Origin of the sequence: Streptomyces sp. PsTaAH-124, assembly GCF_000373685.1 — a bacterium.
GTDB classification, from domain to species: Bacteria; Actinomycetota; Actinomycetes; order Streptomycetales; family Streptomycetaceae; genus Streptomyces; species Streptomyces andamanensis.
This window is the reverse complement of the sequence record NZ_KB892166.1, coordinates 160672-179291: the sequence shown is the minus strand read 5'-3', so window position 1 is coordinate 179291 and position 18620 is coordinate 160672. Positions and strand designations below refer to the sequence as shown.

Below are 18620 nucleotides of genomic sequence, written 5' to 3'. Positions count from 1 at the left end.
GGTGCGCCGCCGCACCGGTGGCGGGCGGGAGGGCGGCCGCACCGCCGTCCCGCCCGCACCACCGGCGTCTCAGCCGTCCAGCTCCCCGATGGTCGCGTTCGACGGGGTGCGACGGGCCCGCAGGTCGCGGGCGACGTCCTCGGCGGCGCCCAGGACGCGTACCGCGTTCTGCCAGGTCAGCTTGGCCAGGTCGGTCCGCGACCAGCCGCGCTCCAGCAGTTCGGCGATGAGGCGGGGATAGCCGGAGACGTCGTCCAGGCCGTCCGGGGTGAAGGCCGTGCCGTCGTAGTCGCCGCCGATGCCGAGGTGGTCGATGCCGGCCGCCTCGCGCATGTGGTCGAGGTGGTCGGCGACCGTGGCCGCGGTGGCGACCGGGCGGGGGTGGGACGCCTCGAAGGCCCGGTGGACCTTCATGCCCTCCTCGGTGGTGTCGAGGTGGTGCAGGCCGTGCGCGCGCATGTTCTCGTCCGCGGCGGCCGTCCAGTCGACGGCGGCCTGGAGGACGAACTTCGGCACGAAGGTGACCATGGCCATGCCGCCGTTGGCGGGCAGGCGTTCGAGCACGTCGTCCGGGACGTTGCGCGGATGGTCGCAGACGGCCCGCGCCGAGGAGTGGGAGAAGATCACCGGGGCCGCCGAGGTGTCCAGCGCGTCCCGCATGGTCGTCGCGGCCACATGGGACAGGTCGACCAGCATGCCCAGGCGGTTCATCTCCCGGACCACCTCGCGACCGAAGGCCGACAGGCCGCCCACGCCCGGCTCGTCCGTCGCCGAGTCCGCCCACGCCACGTTGTCGTTGTGGGTGAGGGTCAGGTAGCGCACCCCGAGGGCGTACAGACCGCGCAGCGTGCCCAGCGAGTTCGCGATGGAGTGGCCGCCCTCGGCGCCCATCAGGGAGGCGATCCGGCCCTCCGCGCGGGCCGCCTCCATGTCGGCGGCGGTCAGGGCCGGTGCCAGGTGCGCGGGGTAGCGCTCCAGCAACTGCCATACGCCGTCGATCTGTTCGAGGGTCGCCGGGACCGGGTCGGGCAGGTCCGAGCGGACGTACACCGACCAGTACTGCGCGCCGACCCCGCCCGCGCGCAGCCGCGGGATGTCGGTGTGCAGATGGGCGGCCTGGTCCACGGCGATGTCCCGGGCGCCGAGGTCGTAGCGGACCTGCTCGCGCAGGGCCCAGGGCAGGTCGTTGTGGCCGTCGACGACCGGGAACTCGCGCAGCAGTTCGCGGGCCTGTTCCAGTGCGCTCACGGCGGTCACTTCCCCGTGCCGAAGCCGAAACCGGCCGCGCCCTCGACCTTGGCGCGCAGCCGCTTGCCCTTCTCGGTGGCCTGGTCGTTCAGGTCCTGCTGGAACTCCCGCATCCGGGCCCGGAGGTCCTCGTCGTGCGTGGCGAGGATGCGCGCGGCGAGCAGGCCCGCGTTGCGCGCGCCGCCGACCGAGACCGTCGCGACCGGCACCCCGGCCGGCATCTGCACGATGGACAGCAGCGAGTCCATGCCGTCCAGGTACTTCAGCGGCACCGGGACACCGATCACCGGCAGCGGCGTGACCGAGGCGAGCATGCCGGGCAGATGGGCGGCGCCGCCCGCGCCCGCGACGATCGCCTTCAGCCCGCGCTCGGCCGCCTGCTCGCCGTAGGTGATCATCTCGCGGGGCATGCGGTGCGCGGAGACGACGTCGACCTCGTAGGAGATCTCGAACTCGTCGAGGGCCTTCGCGGCGGCCTCCATGACGGGCCAGTCGGAGTCCGAGCCCATGACGATGCCCACCAGAGGAAAGGGGCGTGCGTCAGCGCTCGTCGAGGGGCGGTGGTCGGGCGACGGGTGGGCTGGGCTCATTCGGTGATCGTGCCTCTCAGGTAGCCGGCTGCGTGACGGGCGCGCTCCAGCACGTCGTCCAGGTCGTCGCCGTAGGTGTTGACGTGTCCGACCTTGCGGCCGGGCTTCACGTCCTTGCCGTACATGTGGATCTTCAGCTGGGGGTCGCGGGCCATGCAGTGCAGGTACGCGGAGTACATGTCCGGGTAGTCGCCGCCGAGGACGTTCGCCATGACCGTCCACCTCGCGCGCGGGCGCGGGTCGCCCAGCGGCAGGTCCAGCACGGCGCGGACGTGGTTGGCGAACTGCGAGGTGATCGCGCCGTCCATCGACCAGTGGCCCGAGTTGTGCGGGCGCATCGCCAGCTCGTTGACCAGGACGCGGCCGTCGCGGGTCTGGAACAGCTCGACGGCGAGGTGGCCGACGACGTCCAGTTCCTTGGCGATGCGCAGGGCCATCTCCTCGGCCCCGAGCGCGAGGGACTCCTCCAGGTCGGGGGCCGGGGCGATCACCGTGTCGCACACGCCGTTCACCTGCCGGGACTCGACCACCGGGTAGGCCACGGCCTGGCCGTGCGGGGAGCGCACCACATTGGCCGCCAGCTCCCGGACGAAGTCGACCTTCTCCTCGGCGAGCACGGGCACGCCCGCGCGGAACGGCTCGGCGGCCTCCTCGGCGGAGTCCACCACCCACACGCCCTTGCCGTCGTACCCGCCGCGCACGGTCTTCAGGACGACCGGGAAGCCGTCGCCCTCGGCCGCGAAGGCCGCCACGTCGGCCGGGTCGCTCACGATGCGGTGCCGCGGGCAGGGCACGCCGAGCGCGTCGAGCCGGGCGCGCATCACCCCCTTGTCCTGGGCGTGCACCAGCGCCTCGGGGCCGGGGCGGACGGGGATGCCGTCCGCCTCCAGGGCCCGCAGATGCTCGGTGGGCACATGTTCGTGATCGAAGGTGATCACGTCGCAGCCCCGCGCGAAGGCACGCAGCGTCTCCAGATCGCGGTAGTCGCCGATGACGACATCGCTCACGACCTGTGCCGCGGAGTCCTGGGGGGTGTCACTGAGAAGCTTGAACCTGATGCCGAGCGGGATGCCCGCCTCGTGTGTCATACGAGCGAGCTGTCCACCGCCGACCATGCCGACTACCGGGAACGTCACGCCCCCAGGGTATCCGCCGCGCCACGGCGGCCGGATTCCGCGCCCGGTGTCCGGATCCCGGGGGTCCCGGGCCGGGCGGCGCGAACCGGCCGCCGCTCCCGCCCGGCGCGCGGGCGCCGCCGGGCCGCGCTGGATAGCATGGGCGGGTTGACGACACCGAACCGGGCGGAGGCCTGCACGACCATGGACCGTGGTTCCTCGGGGCACCGACCGGCGCCCGCGGCTCCCCCGGCGGCCCGGGGCGCGCTGCTGCGGCGCGTCCGGCGCGCTTGGCGGGAGGTCGCCAAGTTCGGCGCGGTGGGCGGAGCGGGGCTGCTGGTCAACCTGCTCGTGTTCAACCTCGTCCGGCACACCACCGGTCTCCAGGTGGTGCGGGCGAGCGTGATCGCCACCATCGTGTCGATCGTCTTCAACTACATCGGCTTCCGGTACTTCACCTACCGGGACCGGGACAAGAGCGGCCGCACCAAGGAACTCACCCTGTTCCTGCTGTTCAGCGCGATCGGCCTGGTCATCGAGAACGGCGTGCTCTACCTGGCGACGTACGGCTTCGGCTGGGACAGCCCGATCCAGAGCAACGTCTTCAAGTTCCTCGGCATCGGCATCGCCACGCTGTTCCGCTTCTGGTCCTACCGCAGCTGGGTCTTCCGCGCCCTGCCCGCGCACGACACCGCGGCCGGTGCCGGACCGCTGCCGGGCGGGGCCGCGGGCCGGGACGCGGCGGCGGCGCAGGCGCGCAGCGACGCCTACCGCTGATCCCGGGCACCTGCCGCCGAGTCGTACGCCCGATCCCGTACGCCCCACGCCCCGCCCGCCCGGACGGTGCCGCGGCACCGCTCAGCGCACCGTCGTCTCGTCCTCCGCGGACCGCTGCAACGGGGGTGTGCGGGACAGGAACAGGCCGAAGACCGGGGGCAGAGCCTGGAGGAGTTCCAGCCGGCCGCCGTCCGCCTCGGCCAGGTCGCGGGCGACGGCGAGGCCGATGCCCGTGGAGTTGCGGCCGCTGATGGTGCGCTCGAAGATCCGGGCGCCCAGGTCTGCGGGGACCCCGGGGCCCTCGTCGGTGACCTCCACGACCGCCTGGTTGCCGGTGACACGGGTGCGCAGGGCCACCGTGCCGCCGCCGTGCATGAGCGAGTTCTCGATCAGCGCCGCCAGCACCTGCGCGACCGCGCCCGGTGTCCCCACGGCCCGCAGATGCCGCTTGCCCGAGCTGACGATCGCCCGGCCCGCGCTGCGGTAGGCGGGACGCCACTCGGCGATCTGCTGCTGGATGACCTCGTCCAGGTCGAAGGTGACGGCCGAGCCGGTGCGCGGGTCGCGGGAGTTGGTCAGCAGGCGCTCCACCACGTCCGTCAGCCGCTCGACCTGGGTGAGCGCGACGTTCGCCTCCTCCTTGACCGTGTCCGGGTCGTCGGTGAGGGTGATCTCCTCCAGCCGCATGGACAGCGCGGTCAGCGGGGTGCGCAACTGGTGGGAGGCGTCGGCGGCCAGGCGTCGTTCCGCGGTCAGCATCCGGGCGATGCGCTCGGCGGAACCGTCCAGCACATCGGCCACCCGGTCCAGCTCGGGCACGCCGTAGCGCTTGTGGCGGGGCCGGGGGTCGCCGGAGCCCAGCCGCTCGGCGGTCTCGGCGAGGTCGGTCAGCGGGGAGGCGAGCCGGTTGGCCTGGCGGATCGCCAGCAGCACGGCGGCGACCACCGCGAGCAGCGCCACCAGCCCGATGATCAGCAGGGTGCGGCCGACCTCGCGGGTGACCGAGGAGCGGGGCTCCTCCATCCGCACACTCTCGCCCTGCTCGCCCCGGGCGGTGGAGTGGATGACGTCACCGGAGGGCTTGGTGCCCACCTCGATGGGCGGATGCCCCGGAATGCCGATCACCGCGTACTGGCCCGCGGCCACCTGGTCGCCGAGGATCTCCGCGTTGACGGTCTCCGCGCCCAGCAGTCTGCTGTCGACGATGCTGGCCAGCCGCAGCGCCTCGGAGTCGACGCGCTCCTGCGCGCTGTTGCTGATCGTGCGGGTCTCCACGATCACCAGGGAGACGCCGAAGACGGCGATCACCACGAGCACCACGGCGAGCGTGGACTGGATCAGTCGGCGGCGCATGTCCTCTTACCTGACGGTGCCGGATCGCCCGGCGGTGCCGGACCCTGCCGGGTCCGTACCGCGGGCCGGACTCAGCTCTTCTCGAACCGGAAACCCACCCCGCGCACGGTCGCGATGTACCGGGGGTTGGCCGCGTCGTCGCCGAGCTTCTTGCGCAGCCAGGAGATGTGCATGTCGAGCGTCTTGGTCGACGACCACCAGGTGGTGTCCCAGACCTCGCGCATCAGCTGGTCGCGGGTGACGACCCGGCCCGCGTCCCGCACCAGCACCCGCAGCAGGTCGAACTCCTTGGCGGTGAGCTGGAGTTCCTCGTCGCCCATCCAGGCGCGGTGCGACTCGACGTCGATGCGCACGCCGTGCGTGGCCGGGGGCTGCTGGGGCTCGGCGGCGCCGCGCCGCAGCAGGGCCCGTACCCGGGCCAGCAGTTCGGCCAGCCGGAAGGGCTTGGTGACGTAGTCGTCGGCGCCCGCGTCCAGGCCGACGACGGTGTCCACCTCGTCGGCGCGCGCGGTCAGGATCAGGATGGGCACGGTGTGGCCCTCGGCACGCAGCCGACGGGCGACCTCCAGGCCGTCCATACCGGGCAGACCGAGGTCCAGCACGACCAGGTCGACACCGCCCTGCATTCCGGCGTCGAGCGCGGTGGGTCCGTCCTCACGCACCTCGACCTCGTAGCCTTCCCGGCGCAGTGCGCGGGCCAGCGGCTCCGAGATGGACGCGTCGTCCTCGGCGAGCAGTACACGGGTCATGGGGTGATGGTAGTCCGCCCGCGCCGCCCGCCGGGGTGACCTGCGGTGTGATCGGCCTCCGGTGCTCTTACTTTGCGGGGCTATGGTCGCGGCCTTTCCGGCGTCATGGTCACAAACCCTTCACCGCGTCCGCGCCAAGCCGCTGACCTGGGGTGCGAACCTTGAATAAACCTTCGAAAAGGCGTGTGCGGTTCCCTCATTCCCTGTGATCCCTGTCTCAAGTCCTTCCATATCCGGCACTGTCCTGCCGTATGGTGAGTTGAACGCCTGTAGCACGCAGCGGACCTTCGGCGCTCTTTAGACGCTGAGGGTCCCTTTTGTGTGCGGGCCGGTTCTTTCCGGCCTCGAAAAGGAATGACCTAGGGCCGGGCCTCACCGGACGCATCGTCGCGTCGCGAGGCGTGGATCCCGGTGGCCGCCGTCCGAAGCTCCGTGACCCGGGGCACAGTCCCCTGGGCGTGGGGTGGACGACGGCCCTGCCGGTGCCGGCCAGCCCCCCACCGGGCGCGTACCGGCTCGCCGCGGCGCGTCCCGACCAGCAAGGAACGACCATGGCGTCCAGCCTGACGAAGGACTCGGTCCATCCGGGCACCCCCGGTTCCGAGAAGACCTTCTTCGGCCACCCCCGCGGCCTGGCCACCCTCTTCATGACCGAGATGTGGGAGCGCTTCTCCTACTACGGCATGAGGGCCCTGCTCCCGCTGTACCTGGTGGCCCCGGGCGGCCTGCACCTGAGTGCGGCCGGCGCGACCGCGATCTACTCGGTCTACCTGTCCCTCGTGTACCTGCTCGCCATGCCGGGCGGCTGGTTCGCGGACCGGGTCCTCGGCCCCCGCCGGACGGTCGCCGTCGCCGGTACGGTCATCATGCTGGGCCATCTGACGCTGGCCCTGCCCTGGTCCGGCAGTTTCTTCGCCGGTCTCGGCCTCGTCGCCATCGGCTCCGGCCTGCTGAAGGCCAACATCTCCACCATGGTCGGCCACCTCTACAAGGGCGCCGACGACCCGCGCCGCGACGGCGGCTTCACGATCTTCTACATCGGGATCAACCTCGGTGCCTTCGCCGCGCCGCTGATCATCGGCACCATCGGCGAGAACGTGAACTGGCACATCGGCTTCGCGCTCGCCGCGCTCGGCATGGCGCTGGGCCTGGCCCAGTTCCTGCTCGGCTCCCGCCATCTGAACCCGCGCTCCGACGTCGTACCGACGCCGCTGTCCGCGCAGGAGAAGTCGTCGCTGCTGCGCAAGTCGGCCCTGTGGGCGGCCGTCGCGGCCGTCTTCTACGCGATCGTCGGCTTCTCCGGCCTCTACACCCTGAACTGGCTGCTGGTGCCGATCACCGTCGCCGGTCTGCTGATCCCGGTCGCGGTCATCGCCCGGATCAAGCGGGACAAGGACCTGGACCGCACCGAGCAGTCGAAGATGACCGCGTACATCTGGTTCTTCGTCGCCGCCGCGGTCTTCTGGATGATCTACGACCAGGGCGGTTCGACCCTGTCGCTGTTCGCCGAGAAGTCCGCCGAGAACAGCGTCTTCGGCTGGCACTTCCCGGTCTCCTGGTACCAGTCGGTCAACCCGGTCCTGATCATGGCGTGCGCGCCGGTCTTCGCCTGGCTGTGGCTCGCGCTGGCCCGGCGCGGCAAGGAGCCGAGCACCGCGGTCAAGTTCACGATGGGCCTGGTGCTGGTCGGCGCCTCCTTCTTCCTCTTCCTCGCCCCGCTGGCCATCGCCGACGGCGGCCACAAGGCCGCGGCGCTGTGGCTGGTGGCGATCTACTTCGTCCAGACCGTCGGTGAGCTGACCCTCTCCCCGGTCGGCCTGTCGGTCACCACGAAGATGGCGCCCGCGAAGTACGCCTCGCGGATGATGGGCGTCTGGTTCCTGGCCGTCACCGCAGGCGACGCCACGACCGGTCTGCTCTCCATCGCCGGGGTCGACCTCAACAAGACCGGCATCGTCGCGCTGGAGGCCACGCTCGCGGTGCTCGCCGGTGTCGCGGTGTGGATGTACCGCAAGAAGGTCAAGGAACTCATGGGCGACGTACGCTGACGCCCACCCGCCGGACCCTCCAGGGCCGCCGCGTCCCCATCGGGGTGCGGCGGCCCTGTGGGTTTCCGGGGCGGGGAGGCGGGGCGCGCGGGGGCGATCGCGGGGACGGGTGAGGGCCGTACTGCCCGGCGGACCGGGCGCGGCAGCGCGCGAGGCGGGCTCCGGCAGGCACAGGCGGACGGAGCGCGGGGGCGTCCGGACGCGACCGGCGCGGGGGCGGGGCCGTCTGGACGCGACCGGCACGAGGGCGGGGCAGGCGTGCGTGGACACGGCCCGGCGCCGGAATCGGGACGCGGCGGGCGCGAGGCCGACGGGCGGGCGCGGCGGGCGGGCGCGATCGGCGTGCGTACGCGGGCGCAACCGACGTACGCGGCTGCTGCGGGCGTACGCGGGGACACTGCGGGGCGGCGGGCGTCCAGGCGCCCGCCGTGCGCGCCCTACGCCGGTGCGCCCAGTTCCGCCCACACCTTCTTGCCGGCGACGCCCGGGACCCGGACCACGCCCCAGTCCAGGCACAGGCGCTGGACGATGAACATGCCGTGACCGCCGGGGCGGCCCGCGCGGTGCGGGGTGCGCGGTGCGGGCTGGCCGGCGCCGAGGTCGGAGACCTCGATGTGGATCACCTTGTTGTCACAGGTGATCTCCAGCCGGTCCGGGCCCTCGGCGTGCAGGCAGGCGTTGGTGACCAGTTCGGAGACGACGAGGAGGACGTCCTCGGCGGCGGCCCGCTGGTCGGCCGACGCGGCGGGCAGCCAGCCCCACGCGTACAGCGCCTGACGGGCGAAGTCGCGGGCGAGCGGCACGACGCCGCTCGTGCCGTCGAAGCTCAGTCTGCGGACCTGGCGGCCTGCCGACGGGGTCGCCGGTACGGCCGTCACACCCCCTGCGGAGGCGTCGTCGGCCGGCGCATCCCCCTCGGACGCCCCGGCAGCGCCGCTGGGCTCCGGGCCACGGTCGCCCGGCGAACAGGGCCGGGTGGTGCTCATCAGCGCTTCACCTCACCGATTCACCAGTTCACGATTCAAAAGTCACCACGCTCGTACAGGGCCGGTACGCCACCGGTCGATCCGCTTCCGCATGTCTCCTGCCCGACCGATCCCGCGGAACACCCCCTGTTTCGTGCCACACGGGAAAGAAAGGAGGGGAAGGGGTCTGCGGAAGGGGACAGGGTGACGGCACCGCCGTCGGTTCAGCCGGTCCCGCCGGCCTCCCCGGCCCGTCCGGCCGCGCCGGATCCGCCCCGCTCACCGGCCAGCGCGTCGTCGAGCGTGGCGTGCACGGTGAACACCGCGTCCGCCCCCGTGATCTCGAACACGCGCGCCACCACCGGCAGCATCCCCGCGAGATGCACACCTCCCCCGGCCGCCTCCGCCTTCAGCCGCGCCCCCAGCAGCACGTTCAGCCCCGTGGAATCGCAGAACTCCAGGCGCGAGCAGTCCACCACCAGACGCGAGCGCCCCTTGTCTAGGCACTCCTCCAGCGGCTCGCGCAGAAGGTCGGCCGTGTGGTGGTCCAGTTCACCCGCCGGTGTCACGACGGCACTGGAGCCCTCTTGCCGCACCTCCACCAGAAGCCGGCCCGACTGTGCGCTGCCGACCGTCCCGCGGTCCATGCCGTCTCTCTCCCAGGAGTCGTGGCTGCTGACTGATGCCCTCGAACACTACGCCTTCCCCGACCGCCCCAACACCCGAACAACCGCACACAAACGGACATATACCGACAGAACGCACTTGCGATCGCCTCGGGAAAGCGGGTAGGGCTAGTAGGGACACGTAACCGACACGGCCGGCTTTGGAGGCGCCGCACACCGCAGTGCACGAATTGGCTTCGGCAGCCATATGCCGAGAACGATGGAGGACATCATGTCACCCCGGCTCGACGCCTCGCATACCCAGACGGCGACGTCGACACCCGCTCCGGAGTACCTGGACCCCCTCGCCGCGCTGGCCGGCCTCCCGGACATCCCGCCGTACGACGAAGTGGCCCCGGACGACGCCAGGGCCCTGTCCAAGACCCTCTTCGAGCGACTGGAGTGCCTTGAGGAAGGCACCCACGAGTACGCGTACGTACGCAACACGCTCGTCGAACTCAACCTGGCGCTGGTCAAGTTCGCCGCCTCCCGCTTCCGCTCCCGCAGCGAGCCGATGGAGGACATCATCCAGGTCGGCACCATCGGCCTGATCAAGGCGATCGACCGCTTCGAACTGTCCCGCGGCGTCGAGTTCCCGACTTTCGCGATGCCTACCATCATCGGCGAGATCAAGCGCTTCTTCCGGGACACCTCGTGGTCCGTGCGCGTGCCGCGGAGGCTCCAGGAGCTGCGGCTCGACCTGGCCAAGGCCGGCGACGAGCTGGCCCAGCGCCTGGACCGCGCGCCCACGGTGGGCGAGCTGGCCCGCCACCTCGGTCTGACCGAGGACGAGGTGGTGGAGGGTATGGCGGCCTCCAACGCGTACACCGCCTCGTCGCTGGACGCCCAGCCCGAGGACGACGACTCCGAGGGCGCCCTCGCGGACCGCATCGGCTACGAGGACCACGGGCTCGAAGGCATCGAGTACGTCGAGTCGCTGAAGCCGCTGATCGCGGAGCTGTCCGCCCGGGACCGGAAGATCCTCTCGCTGCGGTTCGTGGCCAACATGACCCAGTCGGAGATCGGCGAGGAGCTGGGCATCTCCCAGATGCACGTCTCACGGCTGCTGTCGCGCACGCTGGTGCGGCTGCGCAAGGCGCTGACGGTCGAGGAGTGAGCCCCGGGCGGGAGGGCCCGGCCAGCATCCTGCGGCCCGGGGCCTTCCCGCCTGTCTCCCGCCTGACGCCTCGGTGGCTCAGACCTCGCGCACGCCCCGACGCCACACCTGGTCCACCAGCGGCACGCCCGGCCGGTAGGCCAGGTGGACATGGCTCGGGGCGTCCAGGACGACCAGGTCGGCGCGGGCGCCGGGGGTGAGCCGGCCCACGTCGGTGCGGCGCAGCGCCGCCGCCCCGCCCGCCGTCGCCGACCAGACGGCCTCGTCGGGCGTCATGCCCATGTCCCGCACGGCCAGGGCGACGCAGAACGGCACCGAGGACGTGTACGAGGACCCCGGGTTGCAGTCGGTGGACAGGGCCACCGTGGCGCCCGCGTCCAGCAGGCGGCGGGCGTCCGGCCACGCGGCCCGGGTGGAGAACTCGGCGCCGGGCAGCAGCGTGGCGACCGTGTCGCTGTGCGCCAGCGCGTCGACGTCCGCGTCCGTCAGATGCGTGCAGTGGTCCGCGCTGGCCGCGTCCAGCTCCACGGCGAGCTGCACCCCGGGGCCGTAGGAGAGCTGGTTGGCGTGGATGCGCGGGTGCAGGCCCCTGGCCCGGCCCGCGGTGAGGATCGCGCGCGCCTGGTCGCCGTCGAAGGCGCCCTGTTCGCAGAAGACGTCGATCCAGCGGGCGTGCGGGGCGCAGGCGTCCAGCATCTCGCCGGTGACCAGGGCCACATAGGCCGCCGGGTCGTCGGCGTAGTCCGGGGAGACGATGTGGGCGCCGAGGTAGGTGACCTCGTCGGTGTGCGCGGCGGCGACGCGCAGGGCGCGGGCCTCGTCCTCGACGGTCAGGCCGTAGCCGGACTTCGTCTCGAACGTGGTGGTGCCCTGCCGCAGGGCCTCGGCCAGGTGGCGGGTGAGGTTGGCCTCCAGTTCCGCGTCGGTGGCGGCGCGGGTGGCGGCGACGGTGGTGCGGATGCCGCCCGCGCTGTAGGCCCGGCCGGACATCCGGGCGTTGAACTCCTCGGTGCGGTCGCCCGCGAAGACCAGGTGGGAGTGGGAGTCGACGAAGCCCGGGAGCACCGCGCGGCCACCGGCGTCGAGGCGGTTGTCAGTGGCGGGTGCTTTGCTTGATTCACCGGTCCACGCGACGCGGTCGCCGTCGATGACGAGCGCCGCGTCCCGGATCAGTCCGAGAGGGGAGTTGTCGCCGAGGGAGGGGTCGTTGGTGACCAGCGTGGCGATGTGGGTGATGACGGTGCTGGTGCTCATGGTGTCCTCGTGGGGGGCGATGGGGGTCAGCGCAGGGCTTCGACGGCGGCGGCCAGCGCCCGCGGCACGTCCGGCACGAGCGTGTGCGCGCCGTCGCGTACGACCTGCCGGCCGCCCACGACCGTATGCCGTACGTCGGCCGCGCCCGCCGCGAATACGGCCGTCTCGGCGCCCAGCCGGGGCTCGGGCCCCGCTGTCCTGACGGAGTCCAGCGCGACGGTGGTCAGATCGGCGGGCGCGCCGGGTTCGATCCGGCCGGCCTCCGCCCAGCCGAGGGCCGCGTGGCCGTCGGCGGTGGCGGCGCGCAGCAGGGCGGCGGCGGTCCAGTGGCCGCGGGTGCGGGTGCGCAGCCGTTCGTCCAGCTCCATCGCGCGGGCCTCTTCGAGCAGGTCGATGACGGCGTGGCTGTCGGAGCCCAGGGAGAGCGGGGAGCCGGCCCGCTGGAGGGCCGCGGCCGGTCCGATGCCGTCCGCGAGGTCCCGTTCGGTGGTCGGGCACATGCAGGTGCCGGTGCCCGTGGAGCCGAGCAGCGCGATGTCGTCGTCGGTCAGGTGCGTGTTGTGCACGCCGGTGGTGCGCGGGCCGAGCACGCCGTGGTCGGCCAGCAGCCGGGTGGGGGTGCACCCGTGGGCGGCGAGGCAGGCGTCGTTCTCGGCGGTCTGCTCCGAGAGGTGCACGTGCAGCGGGGCCCGCCGCTCCTCGGCCCACCGCGCCACGGTCGCCAACTGCCCGGCGGGCACCGCCCGTACGGAGTGGACGGCGGCACCGATCCGCGCGTGATCCCGTTCCTTGAGAACTGCACAGCGTTCGGCCCAGGCTTCGGCGCTGGTGTCGGAGAAGCGGAGCTGGTGGGCGTTGGGCGGCTCCCCGAAGCCTGCGGCGAGATAGCAGGTGTCCAGGAGGGTGATCCGGATGCCCGCCTCGGCGGCGGCCGCGATCAGAGCCTCGCCCATGGCGTTGGGGTCGGTGTAGCGGGCGCCACCGGGGGCGTGGTGCAGGTAGTGGAACTCACCGACGCAGGTGATCCCGGCGAGGGCCATCTCGGCGTACACCGCGCGGGCGAGCGCGTGGTAGGTGTCCGGGGTCAGCCGGTCGGCCACGGAGTACATGACCTCGCGCCAGGTCCAGAAGGTGCCGGAGCCGACCTGGACGGTGCCGCGCAGCGCCCGGTGGAAGGCGTGGCTGTGCGCGTTGGCCAGGCCCGGCAGGGTGAGCCCGCGCAGCACCTCGGCGCCGGGCGGCGGGGCGGCGGTGCCCGTGCGCACGGCGGTGATCCGTCCGTCCGCCGTCTCGACCGCCACGCCCGGCTCGACGCGGGTGCCGAGCCAGGCGTGCTCCAGCCAGTAGGTCGCCTCGGTCACGCGCACGCCAGTCCTTCCAGTACGTCGGCCAGTGCGCGCACCCCGGCCGCGCAGTCGTCCTCGGCGGCGGACTCGGCCGGGGAGTGCGAGACACCGGTGGGGTTGCGCACGAACAGCATGGCGGTAGGGACGCTTCCCGAGAGGATCCCGGCGTCGTGTCCGGCGCCGGTGCCGAGCACGGGCACCCGCAGTCCGGTGTCCCGGCCCAGGATGCGCCCGAGTTCGTCGCGCAGGGCGTGGTCGAACTCCACGACGGGCGTGAAGGACTCCCGGACGACGGCGAGGTCGATGCCGTGGGCGTCCGCGTAGGCGCGGGCCGCCTTCTCGACGCCGCCGACCACCGTGTCCAGGGTCTCCTGGTCGGCGGCGCGGGAGTCGAGCCAGCCGCGCACCAGGGACGGGATCGCGTTGACCCCGTTCGGTTCCACGGCGATCTTGCCGAAGGTGGCGACGGCACCGGCGAGTTCGGCCTCGCGGCGGGCGGCGAGCACCGTCTCGGCGTAGGACAGCATCGGGTCGCGGCGGTCGGCCAGGCGGGTGGTGCCCGCGTGGTTGGCCTCGCCGCGGAAGTCGAACCGCCACCGTCCGTGCGGCCAGATCGCGCTGGCCACGCCGACGGCGTCGCCGGTGAGATCGAGGGCGCGGCCCTGCTCCACATGGAGTTCGACGAACGCCCCGATGCGGGCGAGGCGCTCCGGGTCGGGGCCGATGGCGTCCGGGTCGTACCCGGCGGCCTCCATGGCCTGCGGCAGGGTGGTCCCGTCGCCGTCGGTGAGCCGGTGCGCCTGTTCGACGGTGAGCTGCCCGGCGGTCAGCCGCGATCCGACGCAGGCGAGTCCGAACCGGGCGCCCTCCTCGTCGCCGAAGTTGACGACGGCGAGCGGTCGGGTGAACCGCGCTCCCCGGTGGCGCAGTTCGTCCAGTGCCGCGAACGACGAGACCACGCCGAGGGGTCCGTCGAAGGCGCCGCCGTCCGGTACGGAGTCCAGGTGCGAGCCGGTGACGACGGCGTCCCCGGCGGCCGGGTCGCCGAGCCAGGCCCACTGGTTGCCGTTGCGGTCGGTCTCGTGGGCCAGACCGCGGTCCTCGGCCTGCTGCCGGAACCAGGCCCGGCAGTCGGCGTCGGCACCGGTCCAGGCGTAGCGGCGGTAGCCGCCGGAGGCGGAGCTGCGGCCGACCGGCAGCAGCTCCGCCCACATGCTGTGGAAGCTCACGCCTGGTCACCCTCGCGCATCGGGATCCGCACGCCCCGCTCGCCGGCCACCGACTCGGCGATGTCGTACCCGGCGTCCACGTGCCGGATGACGCCCATCCCGGGGTCGTTGGTGAGCACCCGGCGGATCTTCTCGCCCGCCAGCGCGGTGCCGTCGGCGACGGTCACCTGCCCGGCGTGGAGGGAGCGGCCCATGCCGACGCCGCCGCCGTGGTGCAGGGAGACCCAGGAGGCGCCGGAGGCGACGTTCACCATGGCGTTCAGCAGCGGCCAGTCGGCGATGGCGTCGGAGCCGTCGAGCATGGCCTCGGTCTCGCGGTACGGGGAGGCGACGGAGCCGCAGTCGAGGTGGTCGCGGCCGATGACGACCGGCGCCTGGAGCTCACCGCTCGCGACCATGTCGTTGAACCGCTCGCCGGCCTTGTCGCGCTCGCCGTAGCCGAGCCAGCAGATACGGGCGGGCAGCCCCTGGAAGTGGACGCGCTCACCGGCCAACTTGATCCAGCGGGCCAGCGACTCGTTCTCCGGGAAGAGGTCGAGGATCGCCTTGTCGGTCTTGGCGATGTCGGACGCCTCGCCGGACAGCGCGGCCCAGCGGAAGGGGCCCTTGCCCTCGCAGAACAGCGGCCGGATGTAGGCGGGGACGAAGCCGGGGAAGGCGAAGGCGCGCTCGTACCCGGCCAGTCGGGCCTCGCCGCGGATGGAGTTGCCGTAGTCGAAGACCTCGGCCCCGGCGTCCTGGAAGCCGACCATCGCCTCGACGTGCCGGGCCATGGACTCGCGGGCGCGGGTGGTGAAACCGGCCGGGTCCTTGGCCGCGGCGTCCGCCATGTCCTCGAAGTCGACGCCGAGCGGCAGATAGGCCAGCGGGTCGTGGGCGCTGGTCTGGTCGGTGACGATGTCGATGGGCGCGCCCATGGCGAGGAGCTGCGGGACCAGTTCGGCGGCGTTGCCGAGGACGCCGATGGACAGCGGCCTGCGCTGGTCGCGGGCCTCGGTGGCGAGCTGGAGGGCGTGGTCGAGGGAGTCGGCGCGTACGTCGAGGTAGCGGTGCTCGATACGGCGGTCGATGGCGCGCGGGTCGCAGTCGATGCAGAGGGCGACGCCGTCGTTCATGGTGACGGCCAGCGGCTGGGCGCCGCCCATGCCGCCGAGGCCGGCGGTGAGGGTGATGGTCCCGGCGAGGGTGCCGTCGAACTTCTTCGCGGCGACGGCGGCGAAGGTCTCGTAGGTGCCCTGGAGGATGCCCTGGGTGCCGATGTAGATCCAGGAGCCCGCGGTCATCTGCCCGTACATGGTCAGGCCGAGGGCCTCCAGGCGGCGGAACTCCTCCCAGTTGGCCCAGTCGCCGACGAGGTTGGAGTTGGCGAGCAGGACGCGCGGCGCCCACTCGTGGGTCTGCATGACGCCGACCGGGCGGCCGGACTGGACGAGCATGGTCTCGTCGGCCTTGAGGGTGCGCAGCGTGCGGACCATGGCGTCGAAGGAGCGCCAGTCGCGGGCGGCCTTGCCGGTGCCGCCGTAGACGACGAGCTTGTCGGGGTGCTCGGCGACCTCGGGGTCCAGGTTGTTCTGGAGCATCCGCAGGGCGGCCTCCTGCTGCCATCCCAGGGCGCTCAGTTCCGTACCGCGCGGTGCTCGAACAGGGCGGGGTCCTGACATGGGCTGCCTCCTGGCGGTTGCTCCCGAGGGATGTGTTACGGCTTCTATTCACATCCTGGACCGCTGAATAGAGCTAGTCAATACGCCGCGGTGACGCGGTGGCGGCGAGGGCGGGCGGCGGAGCGCACCCCGGGGCCCGGCGCGGGGGCGGGCGGGGGCTCAGCCGACCCACACTAGTTCCCGGGACGCATGTTCCACCGGAAAATGCCAGAACCCTCCATCGCCCCCGCACACCCTGCGTAGCGTCCCCCCTCACTCAGCCGAAACCGCAGGCGGGAGGGGAACGAGCGTGCCCGGAATCGACGAGTGCCTGTTGGAAGCCATGCGGCTGCCCGGTGCGCGGGGTGCCGCGCTGGTCGACTGGACGAGCGGACTCGCCCTGGGCGCGGTCGGGGAGCCGCCGGGCGGCGACCACGAGACCACGGCGGCCGAGGCGGCGGAACTGGCGCGGCTGGCCGCCGAACACGGAGCGTTCGCCGCCACCTCCACCGGCACCTCCACCGGCACCGGCACCTCCACCGGCACCGCGGACGACGGACGCCCGCCCGTCGAGGACCTGATCGTCAGCAACCGGGACAGCTACCATCTGCTGCGGTTCGTGGACACCGGCTTCGACAGCACCGTGTTCCTGCACCTGTGGCTGACCCGCGCCGAGGGCAACCTCGCGCTGGCCCGCATACGCCTGGGCGAGATGGCCGAGCGGCTGGTGCTGGGATGACCGCGGTCGACACCCCCGCCCCACCGCCGCCCCCGCCCCCGCTGCCGGTGCGGGACCGGACCCGCGGCGAGCGCGCCCCGGCCGGCCTCTCCCCGATGCTGACCCGGCTGGCCGCCGAACGGGCCACCGGCGTCCTCGTCCGCGAACACGGCACGCTCCACCTCGACGAGGGCCGCGTGGCGTACGCCGAGAGCCCGCTCGCCCCCGGCCTCGGCGTCCTGCTCACCACGCACGGCACACTGCGGCCCGAGATCTGGCAGGAGGCCGTCTCCCGGGCCGGCGGCCAGGGCGGCGCCGCGCGGGTCCTGCTGGCCGACGGCCGCCTCGCCGAGGGCGCCCTGCATCTGTGCTACCTGAGCGCGCTCTACGACGCCGCCTACTTCGTCCTCGCCCCGAGCAGCACCCCCGGCCGCTTCCGCTACGGCACCGGCCACCGGTCCGGCCCCTTCCCCCCGGTCCCGGTCGACGCCCTGGAGCGGGAGACCCTGCGCCGCCGGGCACTGCTGGACCGCATCTGGCCCGACGCCCGGCCGGACAGCGCCCCGCTGCTGCGCACACCCACCGCCGCCGCGCCGCGCCCCACCCCCCGCCGACAGGACCTGCTGGACCGGACCGACGGCGTCCGCACCGCCGCCGACCTGGCCCGGGACCTGGGGCGGCAGACGTTCCACACCCTGGTGGACGTGCGGCGCCTGGCCGCCGCGGGCCTCCTCGCCCCGCGCCCGGGACCGGAACCGCCGCCCGCGCGGGACCCCGCACCACCCCCTCCCGCTCCGTACGGCCGAGGAGACCGGGCAGGGCAGGGAGCCGGTCCCGCACGCGCGGACCCCTGGCCCCCCGCGCCGGACCAGGGCACCGAAGACCCCCACATCACGCTGCTGAAGAGGCTCAGGGATGCGCTGGAGGCCCTTTGAGAGGAGACACCGGATGGCGGCCGAGCCCGAGATCCTGGAGGAGCTGCGGCGGGTGCGGTTCCGCGTGCCGCAGCTCACCGGCGCCCTGGCCGCGAGCGTCGACGGCCTCGTCCTGGCCCACGACACCCCGGGCGTGGAACCGGAGGGCCTGGCGGCGCTCACCGCGACCGCGCTCGGCGTGGCCGTGCGCATGGCGGACGTGACCGGCCGGGGCGAGCTGCGCGAGGTACTGCTGCGCGGCGTCCACGGTTACGTCGCCACCTACGCGGCGGGCCGCGGCGCCGTGCTGACCCTGCTCGCCGAGGACCGCGTCAACGTCGGCCGCCTCCATCTGGAGGGCCGCCGGGCGGGCGCCCGCATCGGCGAACTCACCGACGTCCCGCGCACCACCGGCGGCGGGCACCCGGCCGCCGGACCTGACCACCGGCACCCGAGAAAAAGCCAGAGAAGCTGAGAACCAGAGAAGCCGAAGGAGACCGACCGGCCATGGCCAACACCGAGACCTGTCTGAAGGAAGCGCTCGCCTCCATCGAGGGCGCCACCGGAGTCGCGCTCGTCGACTACACCAGCGGTATGGCGCTGGGCACGATGGGCGGCAGCAAGACCTTCGACCTGAACGTCGCCGCGGCGGGCAACACCGACGTCGTACGGGCGAAGCTGCGCACCATGGAACACCTGGGCCTCAAGGGGGAGATCGAGGACATCCTGATCACCCTGAGCGACCAGTACCACGTCATCCGCCTGCTCGGCGGCCGCAGCGGGAACGGGCTCTTCCTCTATCTGGTCCTGGACGCGAAGCGGGCCAACCTCGCGATGGCCCGCCATCAGCTGAAGCGGATCGAACAGGACCTGGAGGTCTGAACCACGGCCA

18 protein-coding genes are annotated in these 18620 nt (G+C 72.8%); 7 read left to right on the top strand and 11 right to left on the bottom strand.

All coding sequences use genetic code 11. The features are described from left to right. Positions 1-69 precede the first annotated feature (69 nt). Genes B086_RS0113655 through B086_RS0113645 form a run of 3 tightly spaced genes read right to left on the bottom strand, consistent with a single transcriptional unit; the run spans position 70 to position 2974 of the window. Complete coding sequence (locus tag B086_RS0113655) at positions 70-1257, bottom strand: dipeptidase (protein ID WP_018566975.1); 1188 nt, start codon at positions 1255-1257, stop codon at positions 70-72. Then, positions 1254-1838, bottom strand: coding sequence for a 5-(carboxyamino)imidazole ribonucleotide mutase (purE, locus tag B086_RS0113650; protein ID WP_199785689.1), 585 nt, complete (start codon positions 1836-1838; stop codon positions 1254-1256). The genes B086_RS0113655 and purE overlap by 4 nt, the downstream gene beginning before the upstream one ends. Continuing rightward, positions 1835-2974, bottom strand: coding sequence for a 5-(carboxyamino)imidazole ribonucleotide synthase (locus B086_RS0113645; protein WP_026252394.1), 1140 nt, complete (start codon positions 2972-2974; stop codon positions 1835-1837). The genes purE and B086_RS0113645 overlap by 4 nt, the downstream gene beginning before the upstream one ends. 183 nt (positions 2975-3157) lie before the next feature. On the opposite strand from B086_RS0113645, the gene B086_RS0113640 reads away from it, so the two are divergent. Next, positions 3158-3730, top strand: coding sequence for a GtrA family protein (locus B086_RS0113640; RefSeq protein WP_018566972.1), 573 nt, complete (start codon positions 3158-3160; stop codon positions 3728-3730). Positions 3731-3811: 81 nt separating this feature from the next. Here the strand turns inward: B086_RS0113640 and B086_RS0113635 are convergent, their stop codons facing one another. Both B086_RS0113635 and B086_RS0113630 read right to left on the bottom strand, forming a co-directional pair. Next, positions 3812-5083 (bottom strand): ATP-binding protein, encoded by a 1272-nt coding sequence (locus tag B086_RS0113635; protein WP_018566971.1) that lies wholly within the window; start codon positions 5081-5083, stop codon positions 3812-3814. 71 nt (positions 5084-5154) lie between these two features. Continuing rightward, complete coding sequence (locus B086_RS0113630; RefSeq protein WP_018566970.1) at positions 5155-5832, bottom strand: response regulator transcription factor; 678 nt, start codon at positions 5830-5832, stop codon at positions 5155-5157. Positions 5833-6383: 551 nt separating this feature from the next. Here B086_RS0113630 and B086_RS0113625 point away from each other — a divergent pair. Next, entirely contained in the window at positions 6384-7880 is a 1497-nt protein-coding gene (locus B086_RS0113625; protein WP_018566969.1) for an oligopeptide:H+ symporter, read from the top strand. Positions 7881-8317: 437 nt separating this feature from the next. Here the strand turns inward: B086_RS0113625 and B086_RS0113620 are convergent, their stop codons facing one another. Further along, positions 8318-8866: an ATP-binding protein gene (locus B086_RS0113620; RefSeq protein WP_026252393.1), complete on the bottom strand. Its 549-nt coding sequence runs from the start codon at positions 8864-8866 to the stop codon at positions 8318-8320. A gap of 203 nt (positions 8867-9069) precedes the next feature. Further along, on the bottom strand, positions 9070-9492 hold the full coding sequence (locus B086_RS0113615) for an STAS domain-containing protein (protein ID WP_018566967.1): 423 nt from the start codon (positions 9490-9492) through the stop codon (positions 9070-9072). A gap of 238 nt (positions 9493-9730) precedes the next feature. On the opposite strand from B086_RS0113615, the gene B086_RS0113610 reads away from it, so the two are divergent. Beyond that, positions 9731-10627: an RNA polymerase sigma factor SigF gene (locus tag B086_RS0113610; protein ID WP_018566966.1), complete on the top strand. Its 897-nt coding sequence runs from the start codon at positions 9731-9733 to the stop codon at positions 10625-10627. Between the two features lie 78 nt (positions 10628-10705). Here B086_RS0113610 and hutI read toward each other — a convergent pair whose 3' ends face one another. The 4 genes from hutI to hutU are packed head-to-tail and all read right to left on the bottom strand — an operon-like array spanning position 10706 to position 16117. Then, positions 10706-11881 (bottom strand): imidazolonepropionase, encoded by a 1176-nt coding sequence (gene hutI, locus B086_RS0113605; RefSeq protein WP_018566965.1) that lies wholly within the window; start codon positions 11879-11881, stop codon positions 10706-10708. A gap of 26 nt (positions 11882-11907) precedes the next feature. Further along, entirely contained in the window at positions 11908-13242 is a 1335-nt protein-coding gene (locus B086_RS0113600; protein WP_026252392.1) for a formimidoylglutamate deiminase, read from the bottom strand. Next, positions 13239-14456 carry an allantoate amidohydrolase gene (locus tag B086_RS0113595; RefSeq protein ID WP_018566963.1) on the bottom strand — a complete coding sequence of 406 codons (1218 nt, stop codon included), beginning with the start codon at positions 14454-14456 and terminating at the stop codon, positions 13239-13241. Before B086_RS0113595 ends, B086_RS0113600 begins: the two co-directional genes overlap by 4 nt. Then, the gene (gene hutU / locus B086_RS0113590; RefSeq protein ID WP_026252391.1) at positions 14453-16117 is read right to left on the bottom strand and encodes a urocanate hydratase; all 1665 of its coding nucleotides are present in this window, start codon (positions 16115-16117) and stop codon (positions 14453-14455) included. Before hutU ends, B086_RS0113595 begins: the two co-directional genes overlap by 4 nt. Before the next feature lie 289 nt (positions 16118-16406). On the opposite strand from hutU, the gene B086_RS0113585 reads away from it, so the two are divergent. From B086_RS0113585 to B086_RS0113570, 4 genes are read left to right on the top strand one after another with little or no spacing between them, the layout of a single operon-like run. After that, entirely contained in the window at positions 16407-16835 is a 429-nt protein-coding gene (locus tag B086_RS0113585) for a hypothetical protein (RefSeq protein ID WP_026252390.1), read from the top strand. Then, positions 16832-17749, top strand: a complete 918-nt coding sequence (locus B086_RS0113580; protein ID WP_018566960.1) for a hypothetical protein — start codon at positions 16832-16834, stop codon at positions 17747-17749. The genes B086_RS0113585 and B086_RS0113580 overlap by 4 nt, the downstream gene beginning before the upstream one ends. 13 nt (positions 17750-17762) lie before the next feature. Further along, on the top strand, positions 17763-18203 hold the full coding sequence (locus B086_RS0113575; RefSeq protein ID WP_018566959.1) for a roadblock/LC7 domain-containing protein: 441 nt from the start codon (positions 17763-17765) through the stop codon (positions 18201-18203). A 32-nt stretch (positions 18204-18235) separates the two neighbouring features. Next, entirely contained in the window at positions 18236-18610 is a 375-nt protein-coding gene (locus B086_RS0113570; RefSeq protein ID WP_018566958.1) for a hypothetical protein, read from the top strand. Positions 18611-18620: the final 10 nt, after the last annotated feature.

Coding starts and splice junctions, on each gene's coding strand:
- purE (WP_199785689.1), bottom strand. CDS start 1,838: ATGAGCCCAGCCCACCCGTCGCCCGACCACCGCCCCTCGACGAGCGCT.
- B086_RS0113640 (WP_018566972.1), top strand. CDS start 3,158: ATGGACCGTGGTTCCTCGGGGCACCGACCGGCGCCCGCGGCTCCCCCG.
- B086_RS0113635 (WP_018566971.1), bottom strand. CDS start 5,083: ATGCGCCGCCGACTGATCCAGTCCACGCTCGCCGTGGTGCTCGTGGTG.
- B086_RS0113630 (WP_018566970.1), bottom strand. CDS start 5,832: ATGACCCGTGTACTGCTCGCCGAGGACGACGCGTCCATCTCGGAGCCG.
- B086_RS0113625 (WP_018566969.1), top strand. CDS start 6,384: ATGGCGTCCAGCCTGACGAAGGACTCGGTCCATCCGGGCACCCCCGGT.
- B086_RS0113620 (WP_026252393.1), bottom strand. CDS start 8,866: ATGAGCACCACCCGGCCCTGTTCGCCGGGCGACCGTGGCCCGGAGCCC.
- B086_RS0113615 (WP_018566967.1), bottom strand. CDS start 9,492: ATGGACCGCGGGACGGTCGGCAGCGCACAGTCGGGCCGGCTTCTGGTG.
- B086_RS0113610 (WP_018566966.1), top strand. CDS start 9,731: ATGGAGGACATCATGTCACCCCGGCTCGACGCCTCGCATACCCAGACG.
- hutI (WP_018566965.1), bottom strand. CDS start 11,881: ATGAGCACCAGCACCGTCATCACCCACATCGCCACGCTGGTCACCAAC.
- hutU (WP_026252391.1), bottom strand. CDS start 16,117: ATGTCAGGACCCCGCCCTGTTCGAGCACCGCGCGGTACGGAACTGAGC.
- B086_RS0113580 (WP_018566960.1), top strand. CDS start 16,832: ATGACCGCGGTCGACACCCCCGCCCCACCGCCGCCCCCGCCCCCGCTG.
- B086_RS0113575 (WP_018566959.1), top strand. CDS start 17,763: ATGGCGGCCGAGCCCGAGATCCTGGAGGAGCTGCGGCGGGTGCGGTTC.
- B086_RS0113570 (WP_018566958.1), top strand. CDS start 18,236: ATGGCCAACACCGAGACCTGTCTGAAGGAAGCGCTCGCCTCCATCGAG.